This window comes from Lonepinella sp. BR2474 (assembly GCF_051851555.1).
GTDB lineage: Bacteria > Pseudomonadota > Gammaproteobacteria > Enterobacterales > Pasteurellaceae > Lonepinella.
Genome location: NZ_JBPDVH010000004.1, coordinates 178,054 through 192,359 on the forward strand (window position 1 = coordinate 178,054; position 14,306 = coordinate 192,359).

Annotated in this window: 14 protein-coding genes; 5 read left to right on the top strand and 9 right to left on the bottom strand. The window is 40.9% G+C overall.

Translation table 11 applies throughout. The features are described 5' to 3' along the window. Positions 1–6: 6 nt before the first annotated feature. From ruvA to aspS, 7 genes are all read right to left on the bottom strand, one after another. On the bottom strand, positions 7–621 hold the full coding sequence (gene ruvA / locus ACTG7Q_RS06905) for a Holliday junction branch migration protein RuvA (RefSeq protein ID WP_439242245.1): 615 nt from the start codon (positions 619–621) through the stop codon (positions 7–9). A 60-nt stretch (positions 622–681) separates the two neighbouring features. Next, a complete protein-coding gene (gene ruvC, locus ACTG7Q_RS06910) occupies positions 682–1,254 on the bottom strand; it encodes a crossover junction endodeoxyribonuclease RuvC (protein ID WP_439242247.1) in 573 nt (190 codons plus the stop codon). Positions 1,255–1,317: 63 nt separating this feature from the next. Then, positions 1,318–1,860: an ACP-like domain-containing protein gene (locus ACTG7Q_RS06915; protein ID WP_439242249.1), complete on the bottom strand. Its 543-nt coding sequence runs from the start codon at positions 1,858–1,860 to the stop codon at positions 1,318–1,320. Between the two features lie 88 nt (positions 1,861–1,948). Beyond that, positions 1,949–2,689 carry a YebC/PmpR family DNA-binding transcriptional regulator gene (locus ACTG7Q_RS06920; RefSeq protein WP_439242251.1) on the bottom strand — a complete coding sequence of 247 codons (741 nt, stop codon included), beginning with the start codon at positions 2,687–2,689 and terminating at the stop codon, positions 1,949–1,951. A gap of 319 nt (positions 2,690–3,008) precedes the next feature. Next, entirely contained in the window at positions 3,009–3,446 is a 438-nt protein-coding gene (gene nudB, locus ACTG7Q_RS06925; protein ID WP_439242253.1) for a dihydroneopterin triphosphate diphosphatase, read from the bottom strand. Then, positions 3,436–3,999 carry a hypothetical protein gene (locus ACTG7Q_RS06930; RefSeq protein WP_439242255.1) on the bottom strand — a complete coding sequence of 188 codons (564 nt, stop codon included), beginning with the start codon at positions 3,997–3,999 and terminating at the stop codon, positions 3,436–3,438. Before ACTG7Q_RS06930 ends, nudB begins: the two co-directional genes overlap by 11 nt. 35 nt (positions 4,000–4,034) lie before the next feature. Further along, positions 4,035–5,804 carry an aspartate--tRNA ligase gene (gene aspS, locus ACTG7Q_RS06935; protein WP_439242257.1) on the bottom strand — a complete coding sequence of 590 codons (1,770 nt, stop codon included), beginning with the start codon at positions 5,802–5,804 and terminating at the stop codon, positions 4,035–4,037. Between the two features lie 231 nt (positions 5,805–6,035). Between aspS and ACTG7Q_RS06940 the strand changes: the two genes are divergently transcribed. Together ACTG7Q_RS06940 and cmoA are read left to right on the top strand one after the other, a co-directional pair. After that, positions 6,036–6,275 carry a hypothetical protein gene (locus ACTG7Q_RS06940; protein ID WP_439242259.1) on the top strand — a complete coding sequence of 80 codons (240 nt, stop codon included), beginning with the start codon at positions 6,036–6,038 and terminating at the stop codon, positions 6,273–6,275. Between the two features lie 111 nt (positions 6,276–6,386). Then, positions 6,387–7,112: a carboxy-S-adenosyl-L-methionine synthase CmoA gene (cmoA, locus tag ACTG7Q_RS06945; RefSeq protein WP_439242261.1), complete on the top strand. Its 726-nt coding sequence runs from the start codon at positions 6,387–6,389 to the stop codon at positions 7,110–7,112. Between the two features lie 272 nt (positions 7,113–7,384). On the opposite strand, the gene cydB is transcribed toward cmoA, so the two are convergent. Both cydB and ACTG7Q_RS06955 read right to left on the bottom strand, forming a co-directional pair. After that, positions 7,385–8,521 (bottom strand): cytochrome d ubiquinol oxidase subunit II, encoded by a 1,137-nt coding sequence (cydB, locus tag ACTG7Q_RS06950; protein ID WP_439242263.1) that lies wholly within the window; start codon positions 8,519–8,521, stop codon positions 7,385–7,387. Positions 8,522–8,535: 14 nt separating this feature from the next. Continuing rightward, positions 8,536–10,098, bottom strand: a complete 1,563-nt coding sequence (locus ACTG7Q_RS06955) for a cytochrome ubiquinol oxidase subunit I (protein WP_439242265.1) — start codon at positions 10,096–10,098, stop codon at positions 8,536–8,538. A 500-nt stretch (positions 10,099–10,598) separates the two neighbouring features. On the opposite strand from ACTG7Q_RS06955, the gene ACTG7Q_RS06960 reads away from it, so the two are divergent. The 3 genes from ACTG7Q_RS06960 (at position 10,599) to ACTG7Q_RS06970 (ending at position 14,256) form a co-directional block, all read left to right on the top strand. Continuing rightward, a complete protein-coding gene (locus tag ACTG7Q_RS06960; RefSeq protein ID WP_439242267.1) occupies positions 10,599–10,919 on the top strand; it encodes a DUF5339 domain-containing protein in 321 nt (106 codons plus the stop codon). Between the two features lie 120 nt (positions 10,920–11,039). After that, positions 11,040–13,937 carry a bifunctional [glutamate--ammonia ligase]-adenylyl-L-tyrosine phosphorylase/[glutamate--ammonia-ligase] adenylyltransferase gene (gene glnE, locus ACTG7Q_RS06965; RefSeq protein WP_439242269.1) on the top strand — a complete coding sequence of 966 codons (2,898 nt, stop codon included), beginning with the start codon at positions 11,040–11,042 and terminating at the stop codon, positions 13,935–13,937. Next, positions 13,924–14,256, top strand: a complete 333-nt coding sequence (locus ACTG7Q_RS06970; protein ID WP_439242271.1) for an RnfH family protein — start codon at positions 13,924–13,926, stop codon at positions 14,254–14,256. The genes glnE and ACTG7Q_RS06970 overlap by 14 nt, the downstream gene beginning before the upstream one ends. The last annotated feature ends 50 nt before the right edge of the window (positions 14,257–14,306 follow it).

Here is a 14,306-nt window from a genome sequence, read left to right on the forward strand (position 1 = left end):
TCTCACTTACAACGCTGCTTTTAAGGCTTCACGAATTAATTGTTCAGAAGAAAGATCGGATTTTACCACTTTTTTCACCATTTTCTCCGCATCCGTTGGTTTATAACCCAATGCAATAAGTGCAGAAACGGCATCTTCAGCAGCGACATTTTCCGCTGAAGAACCTCGTTCAACGGCAGGTAAATGGGTGCTTTCCACAAAGAAATCCCCTTGCCCAACGCCTTTAAATTTACCTTTCAATTCCACCAACAGCCGTTCCGCCGTTTTCTTACCTACACCGGGGATTTTCACCAATTTAGATAATTCCTCATGTTCAATGGCATAAGCAAAATCCGCCACTGACATTGCGGATAAAATCGCCAACGCCAACTTCGGCCCGACGCCATTGGTTTTAATTAATTCACGGAATAAACTGCGGTCAGATTTATGCGAAAAGCCAAATAAAAGGTGCGCATCTTCACGTACCACAAAATGCGTAAACAAAGTGCAATCTTGCCCCAATTCAGGTAAGTCATAAAAACTTGTCATGGGCAACAGCAATTCATAGCCCACCCCTTGCACGTCTAGCAAAATTTCAGGGGGGTGTTTTTCAATAAGTTTACCTTGTAAGCGACCGATCATTGTTGTTTCCGTTGTTGAAAAAATTTGCTTTATTATACTAAAAACTGAATAAAAGAACAGTTAAATTTTCAAGCGAAATCGCCCACGGCTATAACGGGTGCGTAAAAGTGCGGTGTATTTTTCACGAGTTTCTGTGGGTTGAGCGGTTTGGGAGATGTGCAAACTATGTTGAATGGTGTGCGCATGGGTAATCGCAATGGCTAAGGCGTCAGCCGCATCCGCTTGGGGTTTGTCGGAAAGTTTTAATAAACGGGTAACCATATCTTGCACTTGCACCTTATCGGCGGAGCCAATACCCGTCACGGTTTGCTTGACTAAACGAGCAGCATATTCAAACACGGGTAAATCTTGATTAACGGCGGCCACAATGGCGGTGCCACGAGCTTGACCGAGTTTTAACGCAGAATTGGGATTTTTCGCCAAAAAGACTTCTTCAATAGCAAACATATCAGGTTGGAATTTGGTAATAATTTCCGTCACACCCGCATAAATACGTTTTAAACGGGTCGGCATATCGTCCACTTGGGTGCGAATAGCACCAGAACCAAGATATTCTAATGTGCGTCCAGTTTGTCGAATTACCCCATATCCGGTCACTCTGGAACCGGGGTCAATGCCTAAAATAATTGCCATATTGTCCTACAAAATAAAATGGGTGGAGCTTGATCCCCACCCAATTATCATAACCGATTTCAATTATTTATTTAATCGTTTTGTTGCTGTTTTATTCACATTACAAAGTTTCGCTAAGATTTGATCGGATTCGGCGCCTTTTTTGAGGAAATGAATCGCATCAACCCCGTTGAAATTATCTAAAGTTAAACCCGTATCCACATTCCATTCATACTTATCTGAAACGAATGAAACCGTATCTTTGCTGTTATCATCACGTGCCAATGATACTTTTAATGCTTTTTTGCCTTTACCTAAACGTACACTCACTGCACGAGGATCGTTATTTTCAAAGGCATAAGTTGCTGTAACGACTTTACCGGATTGGCAACGATACACCACAGATTTGTTCACCGTTGGTACTTTTTGTACTTTGACTTGTGCGGTACCGTCAATATTTTTAGCAATTTCAGCGGCTTGTGTATTGGCCGTATTTGCGGCTTGCTCCATGGCTTGCGCTTGTTTTTCTGCTTGTGCAACGGCCATTTCCTGTTCAGTTGGGCCAGAAGAACAAGCAGCTAACACCGCAGCAGCACAGATTGCAGGGATAAATTTAATTAATTTCATAAAATCTCCTTAAATAAAATAAAAGCAAAGTCTTGTTCAAAAAGACAGCTTTATCCTAGCATATCAAACCTGATAATACAAATTTATCTTAAAGTAAGGCGGCGACTTCATCACTGATTTCGGCATTGTGATACACGTTTTGTACGTCATCACAGTCCTCTAACATATCAATTAAACGCAATAATTTCGGGGCATTTTCCGCATCAAGATCCACCGTGGTTGATGGAATCATGGTCACTTCCGCATTCTCAATTTTAAAGCCGGCTTTTTCAATGCCATCACGCACATCACCGAGATCTTCCCATGCCGTATAGATTTCAAAAGAACCATCCTCTTGCGCTTGAATATCGTCTGCACCTGCTTCAATGGCTGCTTCAGTTAGCGCATCTTCATCCCCTGAGGCAATTAAGATCAAGCCCTTTTTGCTGAATAAATAACCGACTGAACCCTCAGTTCCTAAGTTACCACCACATTTAGTAAAACTTGGGCGAACTTGTGAAATCGTACGGTTGGCATTGTCGCTCAAACATTCGACCATCACTGCTGTGCCACCCGGTCCATAGCCCTCATAGACTTTGGTTTCCATATTGGTGTCATCGCCACCACCTACACCACGCTCAATGGCACGGTTAATGGTGTCACGAGTCATGTTGCTGGAAAGCGCTTTATCCACTGCTGCACGTAAACGAGGATTCGTGCCGACATCTCCGCCACCGATTTTTGCCGCAGTGACTAATTCACGGATTAATTTAGTAAATACTTTACCACGTTGTGCATCTTGTGCGGCTTTGCGGTGTTTGATGTTAGCCCACTTACTGTGTCCTGCCATTTGTATGTTTCCTTTTTATTTTTTAAGTTGTCTATTTTATTCGTTATATCGGATTTCGCCGATGGCGACTTACTTTTCTTTGCTTGTACAAAGAAAAGTAAGCAAAAGAAAGTACACCCCGACTTCACTGCTTTTCCTTGCTTATGGGGATTTTGCTTAACGGAAAGTTTTGAACTCGCTTCGCTCAAACATGCAAAACTTTCCTACAAAATACCCCAACGCAAGGGCGGTTCAGACGGGGCCCCATTACTGATCTTTTTGAAATCAGTTTCCCTATATTCTTCCCCTCTCCCTTTGGGAGAGGGCTAGGGTGAGGGTTCTATGTTATTAAATATTTTTCTATTGCCTGCCGATTATTCGGTGATTTAGTGAGTTCGGCTGCTTGTTTAGGTTCTAACCATTGATAAGCGAGATGTTCCGTTAATTGGGGAACTTGCTCATCTGGCAGCGCCAACAAAAACCAATGCTCTTTGCAATGGGTCACATTCGGGGCATATTTATACCGAAAATGCGGGAAAATTTCAAATGTTATCCATTCGTTGCAGTCAAAAAGTGCTAAATTTTCCGCTTTGATGTCAATGCCTGTTTCTTCTAATACTTCTCGAATAGCCGTTTGTTCGGGTATTTCGTTCTCTGCTAAAGATCCTGTTACCGATTGCCAAAAATTGGGATCGTCTTGGCGTTGGAGCATGAGGACTTTGTTGCTGTTTTGGGCGTAAATCACAACTAAAACGGAGTTAGGATTTTTATAGTACATTATGAATAAAATAAGTCAGATAATTAGACAAAATTATACATCCCTGAATAAAGGGTATTGCCAAAATTAGCAGCGTTGAAACCAATAAAAAGCCTCTACACTTCATTGCATTATTATCTGCTTTATAACTATACTTAGGAAACGTTATTAATAAAATTTGTGTCCACACTATACAAAGTAAGAGTAACAAATTATATCCCCCAGTAGCCATAAAGCATTTAATTATTAAATTACTGATAAGAATAGATAAATAAAAAGCACCAACAGGTCTAATAATAATATTGAATCCCTTAAACCACCATTGTTTTGTCAATTCTTTATCTGAATTTTTATTATGCCAGTCAATAATACAATATATGGGTACTAGAACGAAAACCACATAAAGAAATACCGTGCTAACAATAATATCATGAGTAATAAGATGATCTAAATAATTGATCTTAGAAAAAAAGCCTATAAGAAAAAAGAAACCTACGATACATAAATTACTAATCAATATATTTTGAATACCCACCCAAAATTCTTTAATTGTATCTGTCAAATCATTCATCATTTTTCTCTCTAATATATAGGCTTTTCCTACAAAAATTATTCAATCTTTGCTTTAACATCAATCGCCAATTCCGCCAAGGCTTGCGGATTCGCGAAACTTGGGGCATCGGTCATCAAGCACGCTGCTGCGGTGGTTTTTGGGAATGCAATCACATCACGGATATTTTCCGTGCCTGTCAATAACATGGTTAAACGGTCTAAACCGAACGCAAGACCTGCGTGTGGTGGGGTGCCGAATTTTAACGCATCTAATAAGAAACCGAATTTTTCACGTTGATCTTGCTCGTTAATGCCTAAAATACGGAATACGGTTTGTTGCATTTTCGGGTCGAAAATACGCACCGAACCGCCGCCCACTTCGTAGCCGTTGATCACCATATCATAAGCATTCGCCACCGCACTGGTTGGATCCGCTTCAAGCTGTTCTGGGCTGAAATCTTTTGGTGAGGTGAATGGGTGGTGCATGGCGGCAAGATTGCCCTCTTCATCCTGTTCAAACATTGGGAAATCAATCACCCAAAGTGGTTGCCATTCGTTTAGGCGAGTTAAGCCGAGATCACGACCGAGTTTTAAGCGTAACGCCCCTAAGGCATCCGTGGTGGTTTGCCATTTGTCTGCACCGAAGAAGATAATATCGCCTGTTTCGGCTTTGACACGATCTAAAATCGCTTTTAACACCTCTTCCGATAAGAATTTGGCAATCGGGCTTTGCACGCCGTCTAGTCCTGCGTTCACATCATTGACTTTTAACCACGCCAAGCCTTTCGCACCATAAATGCCGACAAATTGGGTGTATTCGTCAATTTGTTTGCGAGTAATGGTGGATCCGTTTGGTACACGAATTGCCGCCACACGTCCGCCTTTATCGTTGGCAGGCGTTTTAAATACGCTAAATTCCATCTCACGCACAAGGTCAGAAATGGTGACCATTTCTAATGGGTTACGCAAATCAGGTTTGTCTGAACCGAAACGTTCCATAGCCTCCTGCCACGTCATCACAGGGAATTTGCCTAAATCCACATTGATGGTGTTGAGCCATAAACCGTGGATCAATTCTTCCATTATCGCACGCACTTCAGGGGCGGTTAAAAAGCTGGTTTCCACATCAATTTGGGTAAATTCAGGTTGACGATCCGCACGCAAATCTTCGTCACGGAAACATTTCACAATTTGATAATAACGGTCAAAACCAGACATCATCAAAAGCTGTTTAAATAATTGCGGTGATTGTGGCAAGGCATAGAATTTGCCTTTATGCACACGGCTTGGTACGAGATAGTCTCTTGCACCCTCTGGCGTGGCTTTGGTCAACATTGGAGTTTCAATATCTAAGAAACCCTGTTCGTCCATAAAACGACGAACAAAACTAGTAATTTTCGCACGAGTTTTTAAACGTTCCGCCATTTCAGGACGGCGTAAATCTAAATAACGGTATTTTAAGCGTTGTTCTTCGGTGTTATTTTGGTTGAAGTCCAACGGCAATACGTCAGAGACATTGTAAATAGCCAATTCGTGCGCCAAAATTTCCACTTCGCCCGTTGCCATATTTTTATTAACTTGATTATCAGGACGAGCAATGACTTCGCCTTTGATTTGAATACAAAATTCGTTACGCAGGCTAGCGGCTTGCTCTAAGGCTTGTGGATATTTCGGGTCAAAACACACTTGCACAATGCCTTTTACATCACGCATATCAATAAAAATCAATCCACCTAAATCACGGCGTTTATTCACCCAACCGCTTAATGTCACTTGTTGTCCGATATTGTCACGGTTTAATGCACCGCAATAATGTGTACGCATCATATTCTGTTTTCCTTAAAATTATTTTTTAAACATAATCGGTAAATTATAGCTGAAAAAAAATAAAACTTCTTCTAAAAAATGAGAGTTTGTTGAGGTTTCATTTTACCCCCTATTTTGCCCCTCAAAAAACCTAATTTTGCGATCTTGATTCCAAAATTGAAATCAAACTCTTGTCGTCATTCTCGTTCATACATAATATCCAATGACGATAAACAACTAAATGGAGATAAGATGATTGAGCTATTAAATTTATTCAAACTACCCATCGAAAAAGAAACCCTAGAGTCTTGGATAAAGATTATAGAAGATATTGCAAAAGTTGCTATATTGGCTCTGCCTGTGGTAATATTCGGGCAAGGTGATAGCATATTTAAAGTATCTAGCAGTATTGGATTAGTGGTTATCATTTACTTTCTATTGCTAGCTGGGCGCTATATTCGCCAATATAAATTTCGTTTACAGGGGGAGTAATCTATGTGGCTAACGATTGGTATTTGGGTTCTCGCTTTTATGTCAATGGCGATATGTGGTTTTGCGATTTATGCCTTGAAATCATTGCCTGAGCAAAAAAATAAATAACATATGAATAAAGACCGAATTTTCTCCGCCCCCATTGAAAAACTGGGCGATTTTACTTTTGATGAAAACGTGGCGGAAGTGTTTCCCGATATGATTCAACGCTCCGTACCGGGGTATTCTAATATCATTACAGCTATCGGCATGTTGGCAAATCGTTTTGTCACGGCGAATAGCCATGTCTATGATTTAGGTTGTTCTCGTGGCGCAGCGACACTTTCTGCTCGCCGAAATATTCAACAACCGAACGTGAAAATTATCGGTGTGGATAATTCACAGCCGATGGTAGAACGTTGTCGTCAGCATATTCAAGCCTATCATAGCGAGATTCCAGTAGAAATTTTTTGTGATGATATTCGCAACATCAGCATTGAAAATGCCTCTATGGTGATTTTAAATTTCACCTTACAATTTTTACCACCTGAAGATCGTCAAACCTTGTTGGAAAAAATCTATCAAGGCTTAAACCCAAATGGCGTGTTGGTGTTGTCGGAAAAATTTCGTTTTGAAGATGAAAACGTGGATAATTTGCTGATTGATTTACATCATCAATTTAAACGTGCTAATGGTTACAGCGAATTAGAAGTGAGCCAAAAACGCACCGCACTGGAAAATGTGATGCGACCCGATAGCGTCAATACCCATAAAGTGCGGTTAAAAAACATTGGATTTTCGCAAGTGGAATTGTGGTTTCAGTGTTTTAATTTTGGATCCATGGTGGCGGTGAAATAGTCCGCATACCAATAGCCCCGTACTTACGTATGGGGTTAAGCATGGTTACGCCACGCCGTGGCTAATGCCAACACAATCGTAACCTTGTACGTCACTGCAAGACAAACAAAAACGCTGAATAATAACTTATTCAGCGTTTTTCTTCTTTATCGGCATTGACTATTTGTCAAATGAACCTTTGTCCTCGAGTTTTGTCACCACTTTGACACTAAGCCAAACGGTAGCTAAAACACCAATTACCCAAGCTGCATATACCATTGTAATTCTCCTTTTTAGTATGCTGTCGTTTTGTTTTCTTCGATGTATTTCGCATCGATACGACCGAACATTTTGTAGTATGACCAAATGGTGTAAGACAAGGCAATTACCACAAACACTAATGCAAAGTAGAACATTAAGGTTAAGGTTAAGTGACTTGATGTTGAATCCCACATCAATAAGCTCATATCAGGATGCGTAATGGATGGCATCACAAATGGGAACATAGACACACCACAGCTCACGATCACGCCCAACATGGTTAATGATGAGAAGAAGAACGCAAAGCCAGAGCGGTTCGCTTTAGAGGCGGCGATATTTAATAACGCACCAATCACTGCAATGGCAGGGAAAATATACAATACTGGTAAGTCATTGTAATTTCTGAACCATGCACCAGTTTCAAGTACGACAGTTTTACCTAATGGTGAAGACACCGCATTGTGGTCAATCACGCTCGTTACAATGAAACCATCTTTGAATAATAACCATACACCTGCAAGCACAAATGTCACTAAGGTAGCAAAAGCACCTACTTGTGATACAGCTCTTGCACGATTGCGTAATTCGGCAGTGGTTTTCATTTGTAACCAAGCTGCACCTTGTGTGGTTAACATTGATAAGCTAATTAAGCCACAAAGTAACGCAAATGGATTTAATAATTCAAAGAATCCGCCGGTGTATTTGATTTGCATAATGTCGTTGAATTCAAATGGCACGCCTTGTAATAAGTTACCAAAGGCCACACCGAAAACTAATGACGGCACAAAACCACCAATGAATAAACCTGCATCCCATGCTTTACGCCACGTTGGATTATCGATTTTCGCACGATATTCTAAGCCCACAGGACGGAAGAATAAGGCAGCTAGAACCAAAATCATGGCAATATAAAAGCCTGAGAAAGACACGGCATAAACGATTGGCCATGCGGCGAACATTGCGCCCCCTGCGGTTAATAACCAAACTTGGTTACCGTCCCAATGCGGTGCAATAGTGTTCAACATAACACGTTTTTCAACTTCTTTTTTACCGGTGAATGGTAATAAGGTTAATACGCCCATATCGAAACCGTCTGTGACACAGAAACCGATTAACAATACGAGGATAAGAATCCACCAAATAAAGCGTAGAATTTCATAATCAATCATCGTCTAACTCCTACTTATTTAGTTGATTGCTCAAAATAATAGCGACCTGTTTTTAATGCACTTGGACCAAGACGACCATATTTGAACATTAAATACATTTCTGCGACTAAGAAAATAGTATAAAGCGCACAGATCAAGCCAATGGAGAACCAAAGATCACCCGTACCTAATGATGAGTTGGCCACACCAACAGGTAACACATCTTGAATTGCCCAAGGTTGACGACCATATTCGGCTAAGAACCAACCACATTCAATGGCAACCCATGGCAATGGTAAGCCCCATAATAAACCACGGAGCAATAAGCCACTTTTATCGGTTTTATTACGCCATGCTTGAACAAATGCACCTAAGATTAATAAACCAATCACACCCGCAAGACCTGACATCACACGGAATGACCAGAATAATGGGGTGACATTTGGAATACTATCCGCAGCAGCTGCACGGATTTGGCTTTCAGTGGCATCTACCACTTTATCGGTATAACGTTTTAATAATAAACCGAAACCTAAATCTTTACGCGCTTCTAAGAATTGTGCTTTGGTTGCTTCGTCAATTTGACCCGCTTTTTTCTGAGCACGCAATTCTTCTAATAAACCATAGGCAACAATACCGTTACGAACACGTTGTGTATTGGCTACTTCTAAGTCAATTAAGCCTGGGTAAGTGCCATCAAGTGAACGGGTTGCAATCATACCACCCATAAATGGAATTTTGATTTCGGCATCATTTTTACGTTCTGCTTGATTTGGAATGGCAAACAATGTCCAAGAGGCTGGCGCAGGTTGTGTATGCCATTCCCCTTCCATTGCGGCAAATTTTACCGGTTGATCGGTTACTGTTTGATAAGCGGATTCATCACCCATAATAATGGTGCTACCGGTGGCCACTAAACCAAAGGTCGCCGCAATCGCAAAAGAACGTTTAGCAAAAGCTAAATCACGGCCTTTTAAGATGTAGAATGCACTGATCGCTAACACAAACATGGCACCCGCTACATAACCAGATGATAAGGTATGTAACAATTTATGTTGTGCTGCTGGGTTTAACCATAAATCTAAGAAACTGGTCATCTCCATACGCATGGTTTCAAAATTAAATTCTGAACCTGCTGGGAATTGCATCCAACCATTTGCCACTAAAATCCACATGGCAGAAAGGTTTGAACCAAATGCGACGCAGTAAGTAGAAATTAAATGTTGTTTTTTAGATAAGCGATCCCAACCAAAGAGGAACAAGCCCACAAATGTTGACTCTAGGAAGAAAGCTAACAAGGCTTCGATAGCTAAAGGAGCCCCGAAGATGTCACCTACATAATGAGAATAATATGACCAGTTAGTACCAAATTGGAATTCCATGGTGATACCAGTCGTTACCCCTAAGGCGAAGTTAATGGCAAATAACTTACCCCAGAATTTAGTCATATCTTTATAAACTTCTTTGCCTGTCGCCACATAAGCGGTTTCCATAATCACAAGAATAAAGGAAAGACCCAATGTTAACGGAACAAACAAGAAGTGATATAACGCAGTTAACGCAAACTGCAAACGAGATAGTTCAACAACGTCTAACATCTCACAACTCCTTGTAAATATGCTACAAGATTATATTTCGATTATCGTCCAAAAACGTAATCACCCCGATTTTCTCTTAATGCACTACACATCAAAAGTAACCTTTTATACAAATTATTTAACAATCTTTATTCATTTAATAAATAATAGATTAGCCAAATAATCCAAGATCGGGGCTATTCTACTACTTTTTATGCGGATAAAAAACAGAAAAAATGTTAACTAGATCACATTTCTAGATCTAAATCAAAAAAATCGTAAATTTATTTGCTTTGTCACATTTGATCTGTCGCAAAATTAAATATTTATTAACAAATCTTTAACATTTCAACATTATTCTTTACTCGCTATCATATTCAAGATTGCCCCTAAAGAAATATCACTCACGACAAAAAAATATAGACATTTAATTTAATCTCTGGTATTTTCTCCAAAATCGTGGGAATTGTGTACTAAATTTACTCCCATTCTACGCAATGAATCTAAGGATAAAAAATAGTATGATGAAAGCAACAACCAAATTCACAAAACTGTGCTTAACCATGGCATTATCGTTACTTGCAAGTTTGTCCGTGTCCGCCGCAAATACAGCAAAAATGCCTGAACAATGTGAAAAATTGTTCAACGAGGCCGAAAAATTATTTGTTGAGGCACAAAATAGCCCCGGCACGCACACACAACTGAACAACATTCAAAACAAGTTAAATCAAAGTAAAAAACAAATTCTAGAAATGGAAGTGGCAACCCAAATTAAAAGTTGTGATCAAGGTTTAGCCAAACTGAGCCAACTACACAAACCAACTGAAGATCAAGCAAACTAATCTGATCAATTCCCTCTCCCTCTGGGAGAGGGCTAGGGTGAGGGTAAAAAATGTAATAGAACCCCCTCACCCCAACCCTCTCCCAAAGGGAGAGGGAGCAAATCGTGGGAAAATACCATTATGCTCTCGACCGCCACAACTAAAGCCAAACTTCAAGACCTTATTCAAACCCACTTCCCTGAAAAAACGCTCGCAAAAAATACCGCACTTTTAGACAAATTAAACCATGCGGTTGCCATGTCAGACTTCGTCTTTGAAGTCTTTAGAAAACAACCGCACTTTTTAGCAGAATGTTTAGACATCTTACCCGAATTACCAGATGGGGAACAATATTTTCCTCAATTACATCATGAATTAAATCAAATAGATAACGAAGAACAATTTTACAAAACGCTACGCCAATTCCGCAACCGAGAAATGGCCATTTTGAGCATTTGCCAAAGCCTAAGTTTAGGCACCGTAGAACACATTTTTATCCATTTGTCACAATTAGCCGAAAGCCTGATTATTGGGGCAAGAGATTGGCTTTATCAACAAGCCTGTCAAGAAATGGGTACGCCTTGTGATGAACAAGGCAATCCGCAGCAACTGTATATTTTAGGCATGGGCAAACTGGGCGGATTTGAGCTGAATTTTTCCTCTGATATTGATTTAATTTTCACGTATCCCGCCGTAGGTGAAACCATAGGCGGACGCAAAGCCATTGATAATCAAAAATTTTTCGTGCGACTGGGGCAACGTTTAGTCAATGCCTTAGATCAATTTACCGCCGACGGCTTTGTGTATCGCACCGATATGCGACTTCGCCCTTTTGGGGACAGTGGAGCCTTAGCGTTAAGTTTTGCCGCCATGGAAACCTATTATCAAGAACAAGGGCGAGATTGGGAACGCTATGCCATGATTAAAGGGCGAATTTTGGGTTATGATCCACAAGATCCGAACGCAATAGCCCTACGCCAACTGCTCCGCCCTTTTGTCTATCGCCGTTATATTGATTTCAGCGTGATTCAATCTTTGCGTGAAATGAAAGGCAAAATTGAGCGAGAAGTTCGCCGTCGTGGTTTAGTGGATAATATTAAATTGGGGGCCGGTGGCATTCGTGAAGTGGAATTTATTGTGCAAGTATTCCAATTAATTCGGGGTGGACGAGAAATCAGCTTGCAACAACATTCGCTGCTTAACCTGTTGCCAGAATTAGAAAAATTAGGCTTGTTACCGCCTGAGCAACGCCACGATCTCACCCAAGCCTATTTGTTTTTACGCCGTGCGGAAAATGTGTTACAGGCCATTAATGACAAGCAAACCCAACTATTGCCAACGGATCCACAGGATCAAGCACGTTTAGTGACCGCTTGTGCCGAATTTACCCAGTTGAACGCCGAACATCAGCCCGAAACCGTGCGTTATCCTATTCAAGATTGGGACAGTTTTTATGCCGTATTACAACAACATCAACAAAAAGTGCGGTGCGTTTTTGATGAATTAATTGGCGATGAAAAAGAAAAAAGTGAACGTCAGATGGATAACGGCTGGCAAGATTTGCTGGAAATGAATGAGGCGGAAATAGAACAATTCCTCACTGAACAGCACATTTCCGAAACCCATTTTGACGAAATCTTAGATCATTTACACAAATTCCGTCACGAGCTAGAACACCGTGTCATTGGCCATCGTGGGCAAGAAACCCTAAATCAATTATTGCCCCAATTATTTAGCCAAATTTTTAGCCATTCCGCTTATTTAACCTTGTTGCCACGCATGTTAAATATCGTGCAACAAATTCTCTCTCGCACCACCTATTTAGAGCTGTTAGTAGAAAATCCGCAGGTACTGACCCAATTATTATCGCTCTGTTCACAATCCAAAATGATCGCCGAACAAGTGGCTCGCCACCCGATTTTGTTGGATGAACTGTTAGATCAAAAAAGCCTACAAAATCCACCGCACTTTGAGCAATATCCTGCGGAATTGCAACAATATTTGCTGCGTTTGCCGCCAGATGACGAAGAACAAATTCTATACGCTTTACGTCAATTTAAACAAATTACCCTGCTCCGCATTGCTGCTGCCGATATTCTTGGCGTGTTGCCGATTATGAAAGTCAGCGATCACCTCACCTATTTAGCCGAAGCCATTATTGCAACGGTAGTGAATTTAGCCTGGCAACAAGTCACCGCTCGCTTTGGTCGCCCACCCCATTTAAACGAGAATGAAAAAGGCTTTGTGGTGGTAGGTTACGGCAAACTCGGGGGCATTGAGTTAGGCTACAAATCTGATTTAGATTTGGTATTCCTATATGACGGCGTGCAAGGACAGACGGAGGGCGGCAAAAAATCTGTGGATAATTTTCAATTTTATCTTCGCCTTGCGCAAAAAATCGTCAGTATTTTTAGTATGAACACCAGTGCGGGCGTGCTGTATGAGGTGGATTTACGCTTGCGACCATCAGGCGAGGCGGGCTTATTGTGCAATTCCTTTGCTGCCTTTAAACAGTACCAACAAAATGAGGCGTGGACGTGGGAACATCAATCGCTCGTACGCACTCGAGCCGTGTATGGTGAGCCGAAATTACGCCAACAATTTGAACAAATTCGCACAGAAATTTTATCCACACCACGAGATTTGCCCAAATTAAAAACGGATGTATTGGAAATGCGTGATAAAATGTACCAACATTTGGCCAATGCGGATCCCGAAAAATTTAGCATTAAAACCGATCAAGGTGGCATTACGGACATTGAATTTATCGCCCAATATTTGGTGCTTGCCAATGCCCCAAACAACGCTGAGTTAGCCTATTGGTCAGATAACGTGCGAATTTTTGACAACATGGCAGAATTTCAAGTGATAAATGTAGACACTGCCGAACAGCTTAAAGATTGCTACACGAGCTTACGCAACCGTATTCATCAGCTTAATTTACTGGGTGAAAAAACCATTGTAGATACCCGTGAATTTAGTGAAGTGCGGTTATTTATTCAGCAAATTTGGAAAGAACTTTTTAATGACAACCATTGATATTGAAATCGCCTACGCCTACCCCAAATCCTATTTCTTAAAAAAATTACAGGTAGAACAAGGCACTACGGTACAAGCCGCCATTTTACAATCGGGTATTTTGCAACAATACACCGACATTGATTTACGAGAAAACAAAGTCGGCGTATTCGCTCGCCCCGTGAAACTCACTGATCCTGTTAATCAAGGCGACCGCATTGAAATCTACCGTCCGTTACTCGCCGACCCGAAAGAAATTCGTCGTAAACGGGCGGAAGAACAGGCGAGAGAGGCGGCGGAGAAGAAAAAGTTAGAGAAAATAAAAAACGAGGGCTGTTAACATGTTGGTTAACCCTCAGTTTTGCCCCATCAAAAACGAATTTTTGTGAT

What these genes read in the sequence shown, in the direction of transcription:
- ruvA (WP_439242245.1), bottom strand. Translation starts at nt 621, where the DNA reads ATGATCGGTCGCTTACAAGGTAAACTTATTGAAAAACACCCCCCTGAA.
- ruvC (WP_439242247.1), bottom strand. Translation starts at nt 1,254, where the DNA reads ATGGCAATTATTTTAGGCATTGACCCCGGTTCCAGAGTGACCGGATAT.
- ACTG7Q_RS06915 (WP_439242249.1), bottom strand. Translation starts at nt 1,860, where the DNA reads ATGAAATTAATTAAATTTATCCCTGCAATCTGTGCTGCTGCGGTGTTA.
- ACTG7Q_RS06920 (WP_439242251.1), bottom strand. Translation starts at nt 2,689, where the DNA reads ATGGCAGGACACAGTAAGTGGGCTAACATCAAACACCGCAAAGCCGCA.
- nudB (WP_439242253.1), bottom strand. Translation starts at nt 3,446, where the DNA reads ATGTACTATAAAAATCCTAACTCCGTTTTAGTTGTGATTTACGCCCAA.
- ACTG7Q_RS06930 (WP_439242255.1), bottom strand. Translation starts at nt 3,999, where the DNA reads ATGATGAATGATTTGACAGATACAATTAAAGAATTTTGGGTGGGTATT.
- aspS (WP_439242257.1), bottom strand. Translation starts at nt 5,804, where the DNA reads ATGATGCGTACACATTATTGCGGTGCATTAAACCGTGACAATATCGGA.
- ACTG7Q_RS06940 (WP_439242259.1), top strand. Translation starts at nt 6,036, where the DNA reads ATGATTGAGCTATTAAATTTATTCAAACTACCCATCGAAAAAGAAACC.
- cmoA (WP_439242261.1), top strand. Translation starts at nt 6,387, where the DNA reads ATGAATAAAGACCGAATTTTCTCCGCCCCCATTGAAAAACTGGGCGAT.
- cydB (WP_439242263.1), bottom strand. Translation starts at nt 8,521, where the DNA reads ATGATTGATTATGAAATTCTACGCTTTATTTGGTGGATTCTTATCCTC.
- ACTG7Q_RS06955 (WP_439242265.1), bottom strand. Translation starts at nt 10,098, where the DNA reads ATGTTAGACGTTGTTGAACTATCTCGTTTGCAGTTTGCGTTAACTGCG.
- ACTG7Q_RS06960 (WP_439242267.1), top strand. Translation starts at nt 10,599, where the DNA reads ATGATGAAAGCAACAACCAAATTCACAAAACTGTGCTTAACCATGGCA.
- glnE (WP_439242269.1), top strand. Translation starts at nt 11,040, where the DNA reads ATGCTCTCGACCGCCACAACTAAAGCCAAACTTCAAGACCTTATTCAA.
- ACTG7Q_RS06970 (WP_439242271.1), top strand. Translation starts at nt 13,924, where the DNA reads ATGACAACCATTGATATTGAAATCGCCTACGCCTACCCCAAATCCTAT.